At 52.9% G+C, this 18,003-nt stretch carries 16 protein-coding genes; 4 read left to right on the plus strand and 12 right to left on the minus strand.

Annotated features, from left to right (window positions below; translation table 11 throughout):
* Nucleotides 1-432: 432 nt before the first annotated feature.
* The 12 genes from MIB40_RS12665 to MIB40_RS12720 form a co-directional block, all read right to left on the minus strand.
* Nucleotides 433-846, minus strand: coding sequence for a hypothetical protein (locus tag MIB40_RS12665; protein ID WP_249694794.1), 414 nt, complete (start codon nt 844-846; stop codon nt 433-435).
* 109 nt (nt 847-955) lie between these two features.
* Nucleotides 956-1,471, minus strand: coding sequence for a DUF2489 domain-containing protein (locus tag MIB40_RS12670; RefSeq protein ID WP_249694795.1), 516 nt, complete (start codon nt 1,469-1,471; stop codon nt 956-958).
* On the minus strand, nt 1,468-1,854 hold the full coding sequence (locus MIB40_RS12675) for an SseB family protein (protein WP_249694797.1): 387 nt from the start codon (nt 1,852-1,854) through the stop codon (nt 1,468-1,470). The genes MIB40_RS12670 and MIB40_RS12675 overlap by 4 nt, the downstream gene beginning before the upstream one ends.
* Entirely contained in the window at nt 1,851-2,315 is a 465-nt protein-coding gene (locus MIB40_RS12680; protein WP_249694799.1) for a YiiD C-terminal domain-containing protein, read from the minus strand. The genes MIB40_RS12675 and MIB40_RS12680 overlap by 4 nt, the downstream gene beginning before the upstream one ends.
* Entirely contained in the window at nt 2,308-3,045 is a 738-nt protein-coding gene (trmJ, locus tag MIB40_RS12685; protein ID WP_249694809.1) for a tRNA (cytosine(32)/uridine(32)-2'-O)-methyltransferase TrmJ, read from the minus strand. Before trmJ ends, MIB40_RS12680 begins: the two co-directional genes overlap by 8 nt.
* Nucleotides 3,046-3,142: 97 nt before the next feature.
* Entirely contained in the window at nt 3,143-5,032 is a 1,890-nt protein-coding gene (locus MIB40_RS12690; RefSeq protein ID WP_249694810.1) for a hypothetical protein, read from the minus strand.
* Between the two features lie 125 nt (nt 5,033-5,157).
* A complete protein-coding gene (locus MIB40_RS12695) occupies nt 5,158-5,643 on the minus strand; it encodes an LEA type 2 family protein (RefSeq protein ID WP_249694812.1) in 486 nt (161 codons plus the stop codon).
* Nucleotides 5,644-5,875: 232 nt separating this feature from the next.
* Entirely contained in the window at nt 5,876-6,664 is a 789-nt protein-coding gene (ppk2, locus tag MIB40_RS12700) for a polyphosphate kinase 2 (RefSeq protein WP_249694814.1), read from the minus strand.
* Nucleotides 6,665-6,708: 44 nt separating this feature from the next.
* Nucleotides 6,709-8,967 (minus strand): 7TM diverse intracellular signaling domain-containing protein, encoded by a 2,259-nt coding sequence (locus tag MIB40_RS12705; RefSeq protein WP_249694825.1) that lies wholly within the window; start codon nt 8,965-8,967, stop codon nt 6,709-6,711.
* A 169-nt stretch (nt 8,968-9,136) separates the two neighbouring features.
* Nucleotides 9,137-10,093, minus strand: a complete 957-nt coding sequence (locus tag MIB40_RS12710) for an alpha-L-glutamate ligase-like protein (RefSeq protein WP_249694827.1) — start codon at nt 10,091-10,093, stop codon at nt 9,137-9,139.
* Complete coding sequence (locus MIB40_RS12715; protein WP_249694829.1) at nt 10,094-11,632, minus strand: inactive transglutaminase family protein; 1,539 nt, start codon at nt 11,630-11,632, stop codon at nt 10,094-10,096.
* Nucleotides 11,633-11,635: 3 nt separating this feature from the next.
* A complete protein-coding gene (locus MIB40_RS12720; RefSeq protein WP_249694830.1) occupies nt 11,636-12,352 on the minus strand; it encodes an ATP-dependent zinc protease family protein in 717 nt (238 codons plus the stop codon).
* A 216-nt stretch (nt 12,353-12,568) separates the two neighbouring features.
* Here MIB40_RS12720 and MIB40_RS12725 point away from each other — a divergent pair, with 216 nt between their 5' ends.
* From MIB40_RS12725 to MIB40_RS12740, 4 genes are all read left to right on the plus strand, one after another.
* Nucleotides 12,569-13,909 carry a Na+/H+ antiporter NhaC family protein gene (locus MIB40_RS12725; protein ID WP_249694831.1) on the plus strand — a complete coding sequence of 447 codons (1,341 nt, stop codon included), beginning with the start codon at nt 12,569-12,571 and terminating at the stop codon, nt 13,907-13,909.
* A 173-nt stretch (nt 13,910-14,082) separates the two neighbouring features.
* Complete coding sequence (pyk, locus tag MIB40_RS12730) at nt 14,083-15,516, plus strand: pyruvate kinase (protein ID WP_249694833.1); 1,434 nt, start codon at nt 14,083-14,085, stop codon at nt 15,514-15,516.
* 194 nt (nt 15,517-15,710) lie between these two features.
* On the plus strand, nt 15,711-16,478 hold the full coding sequence (locus MIB40_RS12735) for a sulfite exporter TauE/SafE family protein (protein WP_249694835.1): 768 nt from the start codon (nt 15,711-15,713) through the stop codon (nt 16,476-16,478).
* Nucleotides 16,479-16,801: 323 nt separating this feature from the next.
* The gene (locus MIB40_RS12740; RefSeq protein ID WP_249694837.1) at nt 16,802-17,917 is read left to right on the plus strand and encodes an extracellular solute-binding protein; all 1,116 of its coding nucleotides are present in this window, start codon (nt 16,802-16,804) and stop codon (nt 17,915-17,917) included.
* Nucleotides 17,918-18,003 lie beyond the last annotated feature (86 nt).

Genomic DNA, 18,003 nt, shown 5'->3' on the forward strand with positions numbered 1-18,003 from the left:
TGTTCAGGTCTCGACATGAACGGCGAGCTTCGCCTTGATAAAAACCATTTTAGGATCCGCAGAGATCTATCCGAATTAATCAGAGGTGCCTTAAGCATGCCCGCAAATTACGAGCCAATCTGGTTGTTGGCAATAAAATCAATGGCTAAGCAAAGGGTTGAGATTTTATATGTCTAGCAATGTAAAATTTACTGACATCGGGATGCTGTCATTAAGATAGCTATTCATTCAAGGGGGCAGAGTCACTAGAGTCCCAGTTAATGGCAAATAAAACAGGCTAAACCATCTTGGATTCTAAAATGGATGTGCGAGCAAACACTACAAGCTTAAGGGCTCTGACCCCTTAAGCTTCTGACCCCTTAAGCTTCGACCCCTTAAGCTTCCATGCTAAAGGGCCTTAACTTAGTGCCATTCAGGTCAGAGTCCTTTAACTCATAGAAGCAATTTCATAAACCAATCTTTTGACTCATCATTTTTTAGCCACTCAACAACATCTTCCAGAAAGTGCGGTTCAGGCGTAACATTTGTTCCTCGGTCACGATCTACAAAGTCAATTGAGAGAAACACACTACCTTCATTAGTCAATTTGAAACTTTTTCTCGTTTCAGATAGTTTCTTTATATTAGCGCACCAGCCAGATCCAGAAACCTCATACCACTCATCATTAAAGACAAAAAACAGACTATCTTCACTTTCAATTAAGGCGATAAAATTACCTTTTAAGAAAATACCGTAACCGCTTTTCTTCTCCAATGAAAAGAACTTTCTACCAATGAAATTTCTGTTCGCATCAATTTCAAAACCTATCCAAGGCCAGTGCGCATTTTTAACAATTAATGATTTCATTGTTTATCCGTTGGCACAGTATCTAAAGCAAAGGGGGCAGAGCCCTAAAGCAGAGAGTAGGTTGTCAGCTTTTAAACCATCTCCTAAGAAAACACTCCCTTCACTCAAACTAATGCGGTTTAGCCGACTCGGACTGATTGGCGGCGGCCAGTGCTTTTTTCTCTTCCGCTTCTCGATACGCGGTCGCCAGGCGCTGCAGGGCCAGCACCGCATTCTGGACTTCCTGTTTCAGCTCCGCCTCCAGGGCTTCCCGTGCCTGATCTTGCAATAGACGTTCGGTAGCCGGCAGGGCTTTTCGAGTCTGGTGGGTGGCGAACTCCCGGGAGCGATCGTACATCTGCTCGATCACCTTGTACTCGGGGGACTGCAGCAGTTCGGGGTCCAGTTTTTCCAGTAATACCTTAAGACGAATGCAGCCTTCGGTGGGGTTCAGTTCGCCGCGAGACATGGTGGTGGAGATGACCGTAATGGCTTCAAGTAATTTGGCCCGTTGCTCCTGCTGCAGTTCCAGGATGCGGCGATTATTACGGAACACCTGTCGCCATAAATAAATCGCATACACAGACAGGCCCAGGATCATCAGGGTGCCCAGCAGCACAAAAAATTGGGTGGAAGATGAGCTCACGAGTCGGTCTCCAGCAATGAACGAATAACGGGTTGTAATGATCTTATCACGTCGGCAGGCAAGACCAGATTATGAGGGCTGCCTGGATCAATCACCAGATTAATGCTGTCATCCAGCTCCAGCAATGGCCAGTACCCCGGAACTGAAAGGGGTTCACATTCGAAGGGCAGCTGAGCCGCCATTTCCTGGGCCAATTCCATACCGCTGAACAGGGCCAGAGCGCCTGTGTTCGGGGCTATCTCCAGCTGTAACAGCTCCGGGTCCTCTTTATTCTGTGACTGCGAAAGCAACTGTACTTCGGTGGTGATCAGGCATTCGAGAATGGCGTCCAGTGCGCGTTCCTCGCCCTGTTGTTTAGCCTGCAGTGCTTCGAGCAATGTCATGTCGCGTTCCTCAACAGGGCGACATAACGCCCTTGGAAACGCAATGCGGGCTCTGGCTCTGCGATGTTCACTTCAAGTTGAAGGCTGGCCTTGCCCCGGCTTTCGAGTAGGTTCAAAAAGCTTGTCCGTGAGTCCGCTTCGAGGATGCAATAGCTGTTCAACTCTGCTGTTACCGGTTTGAGGTAGTTCATCTGACTATCCGCTACCACCACCTCATTGGCACCCACCTGATCGGCCAGCAAGGTGGTAAAGCACCAGCCGGTGATGGTGACGAGTGTCGCCAGACTGCCGCCGAAAGCGGTGCCCTTGTCGTTGATATTCGGGGGCAATGGTGCGCTCAGCCTGAGTGATTCCCCATCGTAGTGCTCAAGTCGAACCTGCATGGCGGACAACAGGGGGATCTGCTCGAGAATACGTGCTTCCAACGCCTTGGCCAGCGGATAGGCCTGAGAATCACTCACCTTGGTTTTGCTCTCGGGTACTGGCATTTTGTTGGATACGACTAAGGATACCGCGCAATATATTGAGCTCGGTTTTCTCGGGGCGTGCACGGTTGAACAGACGCCGCAGTTTGGCCATGGTCTGCCCGGGATGATTGGCGATAATAAAACCGACTTTCTCCAGGGTTTGTTCCAGATGCTCGTAGAAGTAGGTTAACTCCCGGTTTTCGGGCAGCTCGGGGGCGGGTTGGGCGTCGGTGGAAAAGTCGCAGGAGGCAATATAAAGCTCGTAACTCAGCAGCTGTACGGCGGCGGCGAGGTTGAGTACGGGGTATTCCGGATTGGCCGGAATATAGACATGGTAATTGCACTGCTGGATTTCATCGTTGTGCAGGCCCATGGTCTCCCGACCAAATACCAGGGCGACCTGATTGCTGGTCGCCTCCCGGGCAACCTGTTCTCCGCATTGGCGGGCACTCAACTGGGGCAGTGAGAGGCTGCGGCTTCGGGCGCTGGTGCCGATGACTACCGAGCAATCAGCGATCGCTTCTTGCAAGGTGCCGACCACGGTGGCCCCGGCGAGAACATCCTTGGCCCCGGCCGCCATCGATTCCGACTGAGGGGAGGGGTGCTGTTCAGGGTCGACCAGGTAGAGGTGGCTCAGGCCCATGGTTTTCATCGCCCGGGCGGCGGAGCCAATATTACCCGGATGAAAGGTATTAATAAGTACTATTCGAACATTATCGAGCATGGTGACAATCAGTACGCTGACAAAAGGCCATTATAACCGTATCCGAGAGCAAGCGAGTGGCTTTTTGCAAGCCCTGGAACAATGACCCGGAGCGCTATTAGCGAATGACGCTCAGTTGCCGTTTGGCGTTATAGAGACTGATATGCCAGTTGTTGCGGGTAAAGGGGATTTTTACCGCTGTGGCATTCAGGGGCGCGTAACTACCGCTGTAGGGCGCTTCGTGTTCGGCAATAAAGTCGAGTCGTTCGCGGCTGGCGTTGTAGGTGTTGACCAGGAAGTTAATCGTACCCTGCGAAAGGGGTACCCGGTAATAACGAATCAGGTTCTGGGCCAGTCGTTCGGCGGCCTGAGCCAGATCTTTTTCGACCTCAAGGGACAGGGCCTCGCCCAGACCGGCTTTGCTTTTGGCGCTGGAACCCAGGGCAATGGTACTGATCAGGGCCGAGTTGGCACCATAAATAGCGCGCTGTACCTGGGGGGAATGCAAGGCGATATAGGGGTCCAGTGCCAGAGTAACCTCGATAGCGATCTCTTTGGCCTTGGTGACTGTCAGCCGACGTTGACCGGGATCGACCAGGGTTTGGCCATGTTTGGAACCAAACAAAATGTTGGACTCGCTCAGGTAATCGGCCATATGCAGGGCCAGTTTCAATTTTTGCTCCGGGTTCAGGTGCAAATTGTGCTCGGAGATCACCAGCGCCCGTTTGAGATTCTCTCGGGCCTGCAGGTCACTGTGGTGCGTTTTGGTCAGGTGTTGCCAGCGCTGCATCGCTTTGGTGAAGTCGGAGTGATCGCGGCCAAGGTGGATATAGGCGCGTCGGGCTTCGTTGTACAAAGCCAGGGCTTTTTCCAGTTGGTTGGTGCGTATTTGCAGGGCCATGGCCTGACGGTTATCGGACAGGGTTTGTGTTCGTAGCTGGTTTACGGTTTGTGCCAACCCCTCGATCGCTTCAACCGAGGCATTGAACAATGTCTGGGGGCTCAAGCCAGCGGCATTACTGATGTCATCGTTGGCATCGCAGTAGTTGAGGTAGGAGGCCAGTGCTCGAAGACGGCTGTAGACCCGAGCACGACTCAGGCGATAGTCGTTGCGCTCCTCCTCCAGACGATCGAATGCTTTGGCGATATCCCAGGCGCCGTTGTAATCAAATTTCAGATAGGCGATCTCGCGGCCACAGATCAACTCGAAGCAGAGCGTAAGCATCTCTTCGACATCCTTGAGGGTCATAAGCTCGGCATTGTCATGCTCGATGGCCGATAGAATTCGCTCGATAAACAGGGGGTCCCGGGCTCTGCCGAGTTTTGAGCTGGGAGCAATACCCTGCATACGCTGCAGCAAACTGTGGGCAATTTGAGGGTGGGTCTGGCGCAACTCATCGGCGGCTTCCTGCGCGGCAAAGGCGGCCTTATTGATTTCATCTTGCATGCGATGATAGAGCCCTGCACGCCGGAAGGTTTCTATCTTGCGTGCCTGTCCGGCCAGTTTCTGATTATTGCTCAGATCTTCAACCGCAGTGCTGATCCATTCAGGGCCCAAATCCAACTTGGTCAGGAGCATACCAGCCGCTTCAATTTTGCGGGTTTCTTCGCTCAGGTTTTCGAGCTGCAGATCTTGTACGCGATGAATAATGTCGGGCAGCTCATCGATGGTTTTGGTCAGTTTGCGTTTCTGGTCGGCCTCTTTATTGCCAGCAGTAACGTTGTAAATCAGTTTAAAACAGATACCCAAAAGGCCGGCAATAACCGAGTAGGCAAAAAAGTAGAGTGTTCGGTCAAAAGAGATCATCTCTCCGTAACCGATGTAGTAACCACCCACAGCCGCCAGGTAAGTAGCAGGCCCGGCTGTCCAGGCCAGACTGGCCAGGGTAATGCCCCAGGGTTCTTTGTTCGGCGCCGAGACCACACGGTTCAGCCAGTGGTTTCCTTTCTCTTCGAGAAGCACTGGCTTGGGGGCTGAACTTTTGCGCAGTCGGCGGAACAGGGCCATCTTTTTAGCACACTATCTTTGTGTTTCCGCTTACAAGAGTGCAAGCGCTGGAATCATTATTGTAGAGCCGTCTCTTTCACCGAATATAGTGCGTATTTATACGCATTCTGCCAATATTGAGCCGTTTATTTGAGCAAGGTGATTTCGCCGCTCTCCTTGACGTTAACGCTGGGTATCCACCATTGGCTAAGGTCCAGGCGACCATTAAAACTATAGCTGAGCATGTCGCGAGGGTTGGTCAGCAATTCATGCAGCAATCGTGCGCCATTAAATACATCGGTGGAGGCGGTTACGCTGAAGTCACTTTCTCCGTAGGCGGGCACGTCCTGGAGATTGCCACTGGCACCGCTGACCAGCTCATAGTCTTCGATGCTCACGCTATAAAAAATACCCTTTAGAGGCAACGGCGTATCGTTTGGGTTGATGATTCGCAAACCGATTTTGAAACGCTGGCTAAGGCCATCGGCCGGTAACAGTTTGATGCTGGTGACATGCAGTCGGGGTTTCTCATAATCCGGTGTTACCGAGGCGCAACCGGTTATTATTGAAGCGATGAACACCCAGCACAGTAGCTGGACAAGAGTTCTGGAGGTTTTTTTCAAGCTTGGCATGCCGATACTCTCTTTTTATTCAGTGAGCGAGATGTTCTTCGCTAAACGTGCTGTTATTCGGTGAGTGTTTTGTGATCCCGTAAACTTTCTGTTGTTAGCTAAGCTTGCAGTGATTGGGCGTACCTGGTTATCGAACGAACCTTGTTCCTATTGAATGATCATTGGCCTTGTCGAATAGCCATCGATGCGAGTGGATGGCCAGACAACGAGCCTGGCCATCAAAATATAGTCGTTAGAAATGCTCCGGGATAAAGGTTTGTTCCTCTATCGGAGTTCGAATATAGCCTTCCTTGTTGATGGGAGGCAGGTCGATCGTCGGGTATTCAAGTGCCTGGTAGGGGACCATGCTGAGAAAATGGGCGATGCAATTGAGTCGAGCTTTCTTTTTATTGTCACCGTTGACCACGTACCAGGGGCTGTGTTTGGTATCGGTATAAGAGAACATCGTATCCTTGGCCTGGGAGTATTCAGCCCAGCGGCTACGGGACTCGAGATCCATGGGACTGAATTTCCAGCGTTTCAATGGCGTGGTAACGCGCTCTTTGAAGCGCTTTTCCTGAACCTCATCGGAAACGGAAAACCAGTACTTGATCAGCAGGATGCCAGAGCGAATCAGCATGCGTTCAAACTCCGGGCAGGAACGCATAAATTCTTCGTATTCGTCGTCGGAACAAAAGCCCATGACTCGTTCGACGCCGGCCCGGTTATACCAGCTGCGGTCGAACAGTACGATCTCACCGGCGGAAGGCAATTCAGATACATAACGCTGGAAGTACCATTGGCTTTTTTCTTTTTCGGTTGGCACGCCCAGGGCGACAACGCGGCAAACCCGAGGGTTGAGTTTTTCCATAATGCGCTTGATCACGCCACCCTTGCCGGCGGCATCGCGGCCTTCAAACAGCACGACGACTTTGAGGCCTGAGGTTTTGACCCATTCCTGCATTTTGACCAGCTCGGTCTGTAAGCGAGACAGCTCGTTTTCGTAATCTGATTTGCTCAGCTTGGACACTGCATTATCCATCGGGCTCTCCTAAGTCTGTTCCGTTCTTGCCTGATCGTCTTCTATCAGGGTAGTGCCGGTGTGCTACCGAGTCGACTATTTTGCACGTCATTGCTCAAATCAAGAGGTTCCAGTTGCCGGGACAGTCGCTCCAGGGTGTCGGTAGGTTCGCTTTGGGCGGCAACACCGACGTGCAACGTAAGGTTGAAACGATCCTGATACTGTTCGTGAAGCTTTTCACGAAGCTCTTTATAGATGACGCGGCACATGGTCTGGGCGCTTTTCTGATCATGCCCGGGGAGCAGTAGCAGTAATTCATGACTACCGTATCGGCCGAGTATGTCAGAAGGTTGCATCAACGTACGACAACAGTCTACTAGGGTGTTAAGCAATAATAATTGTCCCTTGTCATCCAGGGGACGTTGTTCAACGAGGCACTCTTCAAGACTCCAGAGCGCAATGCACAGGGGTTCCTCATGTTTGTTCCATTGTCGCATGGCGCGTTGCGCATGTTTCAGTAGTGCGGTCCGGGTGAGGGCGCCACTGTCATCGGTTTCGCTGCCTTCGATGGTGACCCGGTAGCGACGATAATTCAGCACCTGCTCTTTGACTGTTTCACAAAAGCGATTGGCTTGTCGCAATTGATGATGGGAGAACTCCTGTTCGCTGCTGGGACAAATAAGAATTACGGACCATTCACGACGCCAGCTATACAGAGGAATGACCGCCAGAGCCGGTGCATCCTGTAGCGCAGAGGAGGGTTCTAGCGCATTGTCGCGTTGTTGCAGCATCATGGCTTCTCCCTGGCTGGCAACGCCTTCCAGTAACTTGATGCGTCCTGTGATCTCCCGACTGAAAAACTCCTCCAGCTGGTGATCTCGACTGTAGACGCGAATGCTGCCGGTGTTGCTATGGAGCAGGGCGCATCTTGGGGTTTCCATAACGTCGGCGAGGGTGCTGACCAGCTCGCTATAGACCTGTTGTTCCGAACTGCGCGAGTGGATGGAGGCCAGGTATCGGGTGACGGTGTCGGATTTGTGTCGACGTTTTTTCTCATCGGAAATCCGGGTGTCCACTTCCCGTGACATCTGCTCGGCTTTGTCTCGTTCCCGTCGAATGATATTGATGCGATCGGCCAGGCCGGCAGATAGTATGATGGCCTCGAGAGCAGCGGCGACATGGATGCCGTAGAGAGTGACCGGGCTCTGGTCGACCAAACCCAGTGCGCTTAACGTGGCAATAAAGGTCGCGGTCAGTAAGAAGGCCCAACCGGCCAGAAACCAGCGCGCTTGCCGATTTCCTTTACGCATGGCAATTATCGAGGCAACCACCATCAGGGGTGCCAGAACAAAATTCGCCCAGTTATGGAAGCTGGCGGTAATGGCATCAAAGGCGCGAATATTGAACAGGCAAAGAGTAGCTATGCAGCCCAATAAGCCGATCATCAGCCAAATAGCCCGATTCAGGTTTGGCGTGTAATAGGCAAGATTGACAAAGCTCTGGTTGAATCGTGCTGCGGTTGCCGCGGCCAGGCAGGCCATAAAGATCAACTGTTGTACGCCCCATTCTGGCCAGGAAAGCCAGGGTATCTGGTAGATGGTGGCTTCCCGGGTCATCAGAAACAGGCACAAAGAGACCATATAAATGGCGTAGTAGAGGTAATTCTTGTCCTTTAAAAAGGTGAACAGAGACAGATTGTAGAGCGCCAGAGCCAGCATGGTTGTGAAAATCACCGTCAGGAAAACGGTCATGTTGGTGTCTTGTTCGGCGAGAGCGTCGGGGTGCCATACTTTGAGGGCAACGCGAATGGTCAGGCTGTCTTCAACATACACATAGAACGGACGAGAATCGTTACTGTGAAGGGTGATGGGAATCTGGTAGTGCCAGTTTTTTGGGGCCTGTTTGTTACTGAAGTGGTCATACCCAATCGAATGCACCTGATAGCCCTCGTTGCTGGGCACATAAACACTGAGGTGATCATAAAAGGGGCGGCGAAACGCCAGGACCTGCTCTTGTGTTTCTTGCTCGGGTTGCAGAACGAAGCGCAGCCAGATGCCATCTCGAGTACGATCAAGCGTGAGTGGTGACTGTTGTTGCTGGGTAAATAGCCCACGATGAAAGGCGCGTTCAACCTGTTCGAGGCTGAGCGTGCCTCGGTTGGTTCGCCAGTATTGTAATTTGGGGGCAATATCAATAACCCGGCGATCATCGACCTGGATGGTCGACGGCTCAGCCGCTTGCAAGGGAGAAATAACAGCCAGTAGAAACAGCGTCACCAGCACATGACTGTAATGCAAACCAAGCCGAAACAGTGATGTTGACATAGAACCAATCCGTTAGGTAATGCGAAAAACTCTATCATGGACGAACGCGCAGACACCAGCTTACTACCGTTACAAAAGGTAGTGAGCGGCTCTGCTTTTTTGTTGGGTGATATGTACTGCAATCAACCAGGCAGCGGCAATCGAAAAGGACGGTTGGGGTGGCGTTAAGTTACTGCTTGGCGGTGTTCCCAAACTGTTCTATGGCATAGGCAACCCGGTCGTCTGTACTCATATCCGGGTGACGCAATGCTTCGATGGCTTGTAAACGAGGCAACAAGCCCGTGCCGTTGGCGATTTGAACGGCGAGGCCGGGGCGCGCATTGAGTTCCAGAATCATCGGCCCCTGATTTACATCCAGCACAATATCGGCTCCCAGGTAACCCAGCTGGGTCATCTCGTAACCGGAGGCCGCCAAGGGCAAAATACGATCCCAGTGGGGCACGGCCAGGTCGGCAAAATGGGCCCCGGTATCCGGGTGATGAGAAACCGGACGATCGTATTGCACGGCGTGCAATGCCTTGCCGGTGGCCAGATCAATACCGACACCTACGGCGCCCTGGTGCAGGTTGGCCTTACCATCGGAGGCCTTGGTGGAGACTCGCATCATAGCCATCACCGGAAATCCCTTGAACACAATCACACGGATATCGGGTACGCCTTCGTAACTAAAGTCATCGAAGACACTGTCGAAATGTACAAGGGATTCGACCATGGCCACATCGGGCTTGCCCCCAAGGCTGTACAGGCCGCTGAGAATATTGGAGCTGTGACGCATGACGTCCGCTTCGGAAACCCGCTCCCCGCTGGGTTTGAGGTAATAGTCGCCGTCGCGACCCGTAATCACCAGAATGCCCTTACCCTGGCTGCCCTGAGCCGGCTTGACGACAAATTCACTGTAGAGTTCGAGAATATGAGAGAGGGTATTGACCTGATATTGATGTTCCACCACGCCCAGCAGTTTGGGCGTCGAGGCCTCGGCCTTTTCGGCCACCTGTTTGGTTTTAAGCTTGTTGTCGACCAGGGGATAGTAACGCCGGTCGTTGTAGCGGGAGATGTAGGAAACATTGCGCCGGTTCATGCCCAGCATGCCATGGGCATGCAGTTTTGCGGGGGTGGTAAAGAACATTCAGTGCTCCTTAACCATGGCCTGGAAACGACGCAATTCGGTCAGGCGGTAGCCGGTATACTGACCGATCAGCATGATAATGCCAAGCAACACCAGTAACAGCTCCGGGAAGTTGAAGGTCAGGTGCTCGACCAGGGTATTGGTCATAGCCAGATAGGCCATGACGGCCACCAACAAGCTGCCACCGCCTTGAATCAGCACTTCCTTGGGACCATCTTCTTCCCACAGGATCGACATACGCTCGATGGTCCAGGCCAGGATGATCATCGGGAAGAAGGTTACGGTCAGGGCCTGGCTGAGTCCCAGTTTATTACTCAGAACGCTCATGATGGCCATGATGATAATGACCACAATCACCACCGAGGATATTCGCGCTACCAGGAGCAGATTGAGGTGGCTGAGGTAGGAGCGGATCCAGAGTCCGACGGAGACAATAGTGAGGAAGATCGCCAGGCCGACAAACAGAGTGGTCTGGATCAGAGCCAGGGCAATCAGGATCGGCATAAAGGTACCGGAGGTTTTGATACCTACCAGAATTCTCAGCAGCACGACTACCAGGGCGCCGATGGGAATCAACAGAATGTGTTTGAAGGTGTTCTGGATTTCTGTCGGTAAGCTATAGATCGAGAAATCGACCAGGGCGGCTTTGGTATCTTCACCCAGAGCAACGGCGAGGGCCTTGGCTGGGCGGCTATTTTCGATAATTGAAAAGGTCACTCGGGAATTGCTGCCCCCTTCGACATCCAGCAGCGACACGCCTCCGCGTTGCCATAACAGGAAGTTATCCGGGGTGCCGGTATCCCCGGTCTCCGGATCAAGCAGAATCCAGTGGGGGTCGGCGTAGAGTTCAATCAATTCGGTCAGGGTCTGGCGCTTGCGGCCGTCTTCCAGGTGCAGCCCTCGAGCGATGCGGGCGGGAATCTTGGCACGGTTAAGCACCACCATCATGATCGCGACCTTCTGCCCCATGGATGAGTTGTTCTCGGTATTCAGCAACAGGCTCATATCCATATTGCTCTGGGGATTGTTCAACAGTCGCACCAGCTCATTGGCAAAACTCTTGGCATCGGCCGAGCGTTCTGTGATGTGGGTAACCAGGCTATCCGCGGCGATCCGGGTGGATTCGTCCAGGTGAGAAAAGTCGATGACTTCCGGCGGTGTGCTGGCCTCCAGAGGCGTGCGAACCGGCGCATGGAACAGCTGCAGGCGATAAAACAGGGTTTGGGGGCCGGTGGCATTGCGTCGGGCCCATTCTGCCCGGCGCTGTACGCCTTCGCTGTCCCAGCCAAAACCGTAGCCTGGAGAGGCAAAATCCTGGCTGATGACGATGTCGTTAGGGTCGCTATCGGGTAACGCTAGGGACACCTTGACCGGTTTGTCTTCGGCATTGAATACCACCTTGGCTTCCACGGTCCAGACGGAGCGTTGCTCCCCCGGTAGCAGCGGAAAGCCCAGCTCGATTTTTTTATAAGCGGTCAGCCCCAACCCCAGACTGATGCAGATGAAGGCTAGCAAATAGACTTGTACACGTGCGGACATAGGTTATTTTCCTGCGGGGACGGGTTTGCCGGCGGCCAGCTTTTTACTGACATCAACCACGAAAATATCGGTCAGCAGATTGCGGCCGACCAGGACCTTGTAATCGAAAGCTTCCCGATCGGCCAGAGTGACTTCGATCCGTTCACTGACTTTGCCGATGGTCATGGTCACCATCACTGCAAAGCGTTTAACGTCCTCGGCGCCGTGTCGCTTGATGGAGGCGATACGGGTAATACGGCGTTCCAGGGTTTGCGACCCCTGGCCATTTTCGCCCAGGACCTTGAACTTCACCCACTTTTTGCCGTCACGCTCAAATTCAACCGTGTCCCAGGCATGAATGGACGTCGTGGTGGCACCCGTGTCGATGCGGGCTTTGGTGGTGAAATTGCCCGGACTGACATGGGCCAGTTCCACTTCGCCGATGATCGTTTTGTCGCCAGGCAGCTTTTGGGTTTTGCTGGGCGCTTTAGGTGCGGGAGCCACTGCGCAGGGTTTGCATTGAAGGGCCTGGGATGATGGCGAGGCTGTTTCAATACTGATCTGCTTGTCGGCTGTGGGCGCTGGGCTGGCGGTTGGTGGCGGTGACGATTGCGTCGAAACGGGTTGAGAGGTGGTCGGAGTGGCCGGCGGTGTACTCTGGTCTTTTGGTTGCGGGGCGGTTTGACAACCGACGATCAGGAATAAAATGGTGGCCAGGAGCGTAACCCGAGACAGGCGCATAATCGAATCCTTGTGCAAATTGTATCGTGTTGAGAGTATTCTGTATCAGTACAGGGTAGCAAAGATCCCTGTTTATAGGACAGCGGCAATTGTATGCAACCATCTATCCGGAATGGCCCGGTGGCGGGTGCAACAGGCACATACCATTAAATCCGACACAGACTCGCATAAGGTTATGTGACACAGGGTCTCTCAGTGCATAACTCCGGAACACATATGAAAGCGTCATCACCATCGATAGGCAGCGGCTGGTCGCTGTTACCCCTGCTTTGTTTTTTATTGATTTTCTTTGGCGCGGGTCTGTATTACCACAGCATTGGCACCGAGTTTGCGTTTTACCAGGTTAAAGCGCCGGTTGCGATTGTTCCGGCCATCGTTCTGGCCCTGATTCTGGGCAAGCAGTCCTTATCGGTGCAGCTCGATACTTTTCTTCGTGGCATCGGGGATAGCAACATCATTATGATGTGTCTGGTGTTTCTATTGGCCGGTGCCTTTACCGCCGTATCCAAGGCGATTGGCGGTGTCGATGCCACGGTGAACCTGGGCTTGCAATGGATACCGGCGCAGTGGGTCTTGCCGGGTTTGTTTGTGATCGCGGCTTTTATTGCCACCGCAATGGGTACCTCGATGGGCACCATTGCTGCGGTGGCGCCTATTGCCGTGGGTGTGGCTGATGGCACTGGATTGTCGTTGTCCTTGGCGGTTGGTGCGGTCATTGGCGGTGCCATGTTTGGTGATAACCTCTCCATTATCTCCGATACCACCATTGCGGCGACTCGCACCCAGGGCTGTGAAATGCGGGACAAATTTCGCCTCAACTTTATGATTGCGGCCCCGGCAGCTCTGGTCACCATCCTGCTATTGTTGTTGCTCGGCGATGCCGCCACCGTGGGCGAGATACCAGAGGTGGAATGGTGGCTGGTTTTACCCTACATGGCCGTATTGTTGATGGCGTTGTCCGGTTTTAATGTGCTGCTGGTGTTGTTTTGCGGAATTCTGTTTTCGGGAATTTTGGGGCTTGCGCAGGGAACCTTCGCCGTCGCTGGATTTGCCAATGCCGTTTATAGCGGTTACGAGTCGATGCTGGAAATAATGTTGTTATCGATGTTTATCGGTGGCCTCGGCGCCTTGATGAAAGAGCAGGGTGGACTGAGCTTTCTCACTCACTGGATTTTGCGCATTAGTCAGCGGGGCGGTTTGATGGCGACAAAACGAGCGGGTGAGTCGGCCATCAGTGCTCTGGTGGCGTTCAGTAACCTGTTTGTGGCCAACAATACGGTTGCCATTGTGTTGAGTGGTGGCGTCGCCAGGCAGATTGCAGAGCAGCATGAGGTGGACCCAAAGCGCAGCGCGAGTTTACTCGATATTTTTTCCTGCGTGGTTCAGGGGTTGTTACCCTATGGTGCGCAAATTTTGTTGGCCGCATCCTTGTCCGGACTTTCACCTCTGAGTCTGGCGGGCAGTATCTGGTACTGCTGGCTATTGGCAGTCGCCGCTTTGATTGCGGTGTTCATGGGGTTGCCCAAATCCACCACAGCCAGTACCGAAGGTGTTTAGCTTCCTGTGTTAACAGGGTGTTTAGGGATGCGGGTAGTCGATAGTCGCAGGCAGTTGATAGTTATTAACTGTTACTAGTTATAAATTGTTGATGGATTTGAGTGAATAGATTGTGAAATGTTCTCGCCTTGTCGCCAAGGTATCTAATTGACCAATAACGGAGTATTGAAAGAATGATCAGACGGACCAAAATTGTTGCCACGCTTGGCCCTGCGACCGATGACCCTGCAGTGTTGGAGCGCTTGTTGCTGGCCGGAGTGAATATGGTTCGCCTGAATTTTTCCCACGGCGATGCGGATTCTCATCGGCAGCGTGCGCATTGCGTGCGCGAAATCTGCCAGCGGCTGGGGCTTAGTGTGGCGGTGTTGGGGGATCTGCAGGGACCTAAAATTCGCATAGCCCGTTTTGCGCGTGGCAAGGTCCAGTTAGCGCGAGGCGCGGCTTTTTGCCTGGATGCGAATCTCGATAAAGAGGCGGGAGATGAAAACCGTGTCGGCATCGCCTATAAGGCACTTCCCGGCGACAGTAAGCCGGGCGACCTGTTGTTGCTCGATGATGGCCGAATTGTGTTGGAAGTGACCGGGGTAGAGGGCAGTGCAATCCACACCAAAGTGTTGGTGGGTGGAGAGATTTCCAATAACAAGGGCATTAATCGCCAGGGGGGAGGGCTCTCAGCGCCGGCTCTGACCGAAAAAGATAAAGCCGACATCGTGCTGGCCGCAGAGCTGGATATTGATTATCTGGCGGTCTCTTTTCCGCGCAGCGCCGAGGATATTGAGCAGGCCCGTCAATTGATTCGTGAGGCAGGCGGCGAAGCCCTTGTCATGGCCAAAATCGAGCGAGCCGAAGCGGTCGCCGATGACGTGACCCTCGATAGCATTATCAAAGCTTCCGATGCGGTTATGGTGGCCAGGGGTGACCTCGGGGTGGAAATTGGCGATGCCGAGTTGATCGGCAAACAGAAACAGATCATCAGCCGCGCGCGAAAATTGAACCGGATTGTGGTGACCGCAACCCAGATGATGGAAAGCATGATTCACAACAGTTTGCCGACCCGCGCCGAGGTGTTTGATGTCGCCAATGCGGTTCTCGATGGCACCGATGCGGTGATGCTTTCTGCCGAAACAGCGACCGGCGATGACCCTTGCGGTGTTGTTGAGGCGATGTCCCGAATCTGTATCGGAGCCCAGACCCATCGATCGGTAACCAACTCGCGCCACCGTATGGACATCACCTTTTCCAGTATTGAAGAGTCGATCGCCATGGCGGCCATGTACAGTGCTAATCATCTTGAAGGTGTGACGGCGATTGTCTGCTTGACCGAATCAGGTTCGACGCCATTGTTGATGTCTCGTATCAGCTCCGGTTTGCCTATCTATGCCATGACCTCCCATGTTCGTACCCAGAGACGGGTGGCCCTCTATCGAGGGGTAGAGCCGGTTCCCTGCGCCATCGAGCAGTTACCCGAGGGCGAACTGGAAGAGCGTGCACTGGCAGAACTGCGGGATCGTGGCGCCTTGAAAACAGGCGACCTGGTGATCTTGACCCGCGGGGATCGGGTTGGGGTTGGCGGCAAAACCAATAGCATGCGGATTTGCCGGGCATAGCGGTTCATCGGCAAGATTGCTCGGAGGTTGAAGGTGGCGGTTGCGGCTTTGGAAGGGGTTCCATAATACGGAAGTGGGTTGTGGGGCGAGCTTGAAAAGGTGTAATCAATATCGCACACTCGCCAGCCGCAGAGCGGTTGATGGTGGGTTCACTTTTTGGGCGCTAGGGCGGTTAACAGGATGAGGGTATCACCGTGGAGTATGAGCTAAACCTTATTGTTATAGTGGCATTAGTCAGTGCGGGCCTGATTTCCGGTTTTATTAACACCCTGGCTGGAGGCGGATCGATGTTGAGCTTGCCGGCGTTGATGCTGGTGGGCATGCCGCCTGAAATTGCCAATGCCACCAATCGAGTCGCCGTACTGTTGCAATCGATCACCGGTATGGCTGGCTTCAACAAGCATGGTGCTCTCGATCAAGGAGCGATTGCTCCGATTTTGGTACCAACATTAGTAGGCGCCCTGGTCGGCGCTCTGATTGCATCTTACCTTCCTTCAGTGGTTCTCAAACCCGTATTACTCGGATCGATGGTGTTGATGGCCCTGGTGATGCTGTTCAAGCCAGCGACCATTATCCCCGACTCTGATACCACGCCCTATACCTTTGCTGAACGTCCCGCCGCCTGGATGGGGATGTTCATTGCCGGGCTCTATGGTGGTTTTGTGCAGGCCGGGGTGGGCTTTATTCTGATTGCCGCGCTGGCAGGCGGATTGCGTTACGATCTGGTGCGGACCAACGCATTGAAGAATGTCTGTACCGCGGCGCTCAGTGTGGTGGCCCTGGGCGTATTTATCGCTCGGGATCAGGTGCTCTGGGTGCCAGGACTGACGCTGGCGGCAGGCAGTGTGGTGGGGGCTCACCTCAGTGTGAAATTTGCTATCAAGGCCAGCCAGCGCACCCTCAAGTGGATTCTTCTGGTCATGGTGCTCATCGCTTGTGGTGCCGCGATGTTTAGCGGTTAGCCAGGGTTCTCTGGCGCCTGGTCTATTGATGACATCCCGTTGGTTTGGTGTTGCCTGAGTCAAAGCGGCACTGAGCCGGCGTGCCTGTCATACAAGCTTTGTCTTAACCGGGCCAATTCAGTATTGGCGCCTCTCAATTGCCCTGTTTCTATACGGTCATCACTCTATTGGCTATGTAAAAAAAGTGTGAAGGCTGTCAAATAAAAATGACATTCCGTCAAGTATTGCGATACAGTGCGTTCGATATTTATGTACACTTCGTGCAAAAAATCAATCACTTAATCTAGGGACGGACGGGGCTTGCCCCGGAAAAACAGGTGTTTATGAACAATTGTTGGCGGTTATTGGTTATAATCTTTTGGTTTATGGTATCCAGTGTTCAGGCCCAAACTCTGAGAGTGTTGAATTGGTCCGATTACGTCGATGAAGGCGTGCTCGAACAGTTCAAACAGGAGCAAGGGGTTGAATTGGTTTATGAGCTGTTTGAAAGTGAAGATGAGTTCCTCGAAAAATTTTTCGACGCCAAGGAACCCTGGGATGTGATTGTTCCCCCCAGCGCTATGATTCCTTTCCTGAGTGGGCGTCAGTTACTGACGCCGCTGGACCCAAAAATGATTCCGATGAGCAAGGGACTCGATAAGGGGATTATGTCTCGTCTGGCACGACAGGATCCTGATAACAAATATGCAGTGCCCTATATGTGGGGTACCACCGGCATCGGAGTTAATGAGCAAATGCTGGCGCAGTTAGGTATTGATCCCGTGCAGATGAATAGCTGGTCATTGTTGTATGACGAAGATTTACGTAAGAAAGTCTCACAATGTGGGATTGCACTGTTGAATGAATCCTCCGAAATGTTCGCCACCGCATTGATCTACCTGGGCTATTCGGTCAATACCAACAATAGAAGTGAATTGGATGCGGCCGCGGCTCTGTTGAAAAAAACCATCACGGATACCCGCTATCTACATACCTCTCAATACAGTACGGATCTTGCCGAGGATAAACTGTGTCTGGCAGTGGGTTACTCGGGCGATATTATGGCGGATGTGGATGAAAGTGAGAATGAGGCCGTCAGTTATCGAGTTCCTGAAGAGGGTGCTGCAGTATGGTTCGATGCCATGGCGATTCCAGCATCCAGCCAGCAAAAGAAGCTGGCACATGCCTTTATTAACTTTATGATTCAACCCGCTGTTGCCGCCAGGAACACCAACTATGTTGCTTACCCGAATCCGGTTCCGGCTAGCCTTGATCAGGTAGATGTTGATGTGAAAGAGGATCCGGCGGTGTATCCACCCGCCAATATTCAGGCTCGATTGCAGGCGATTGGTGCGTCTGAGCGTAAACTCAGGCGTTACAAGCGTAAGCTGTGGGTGTCGGTTAACTGTCATTCGGGACGGTTTTGCCAAATTCCCATGAAGAACCCCTACGGCTACTAGGGTTTCTCAAGGCGAGCCATATCGCTCATGCCTGGCACCAGGCTGTGCCATCAGTTGCTCAACTCTTTTTGACACGTCACCTGTTA

The organism is Aestuariirhabdus haliotis (genome assembly GCF_023509475.1).
Lineage (GTDB): Bacteria > Pseudomonadota > Gammaproteobacteria > Pseudomonadales > Aestuariirhabdaceae > Aestuariirhabdus > Aestuariirhabdus haliotis.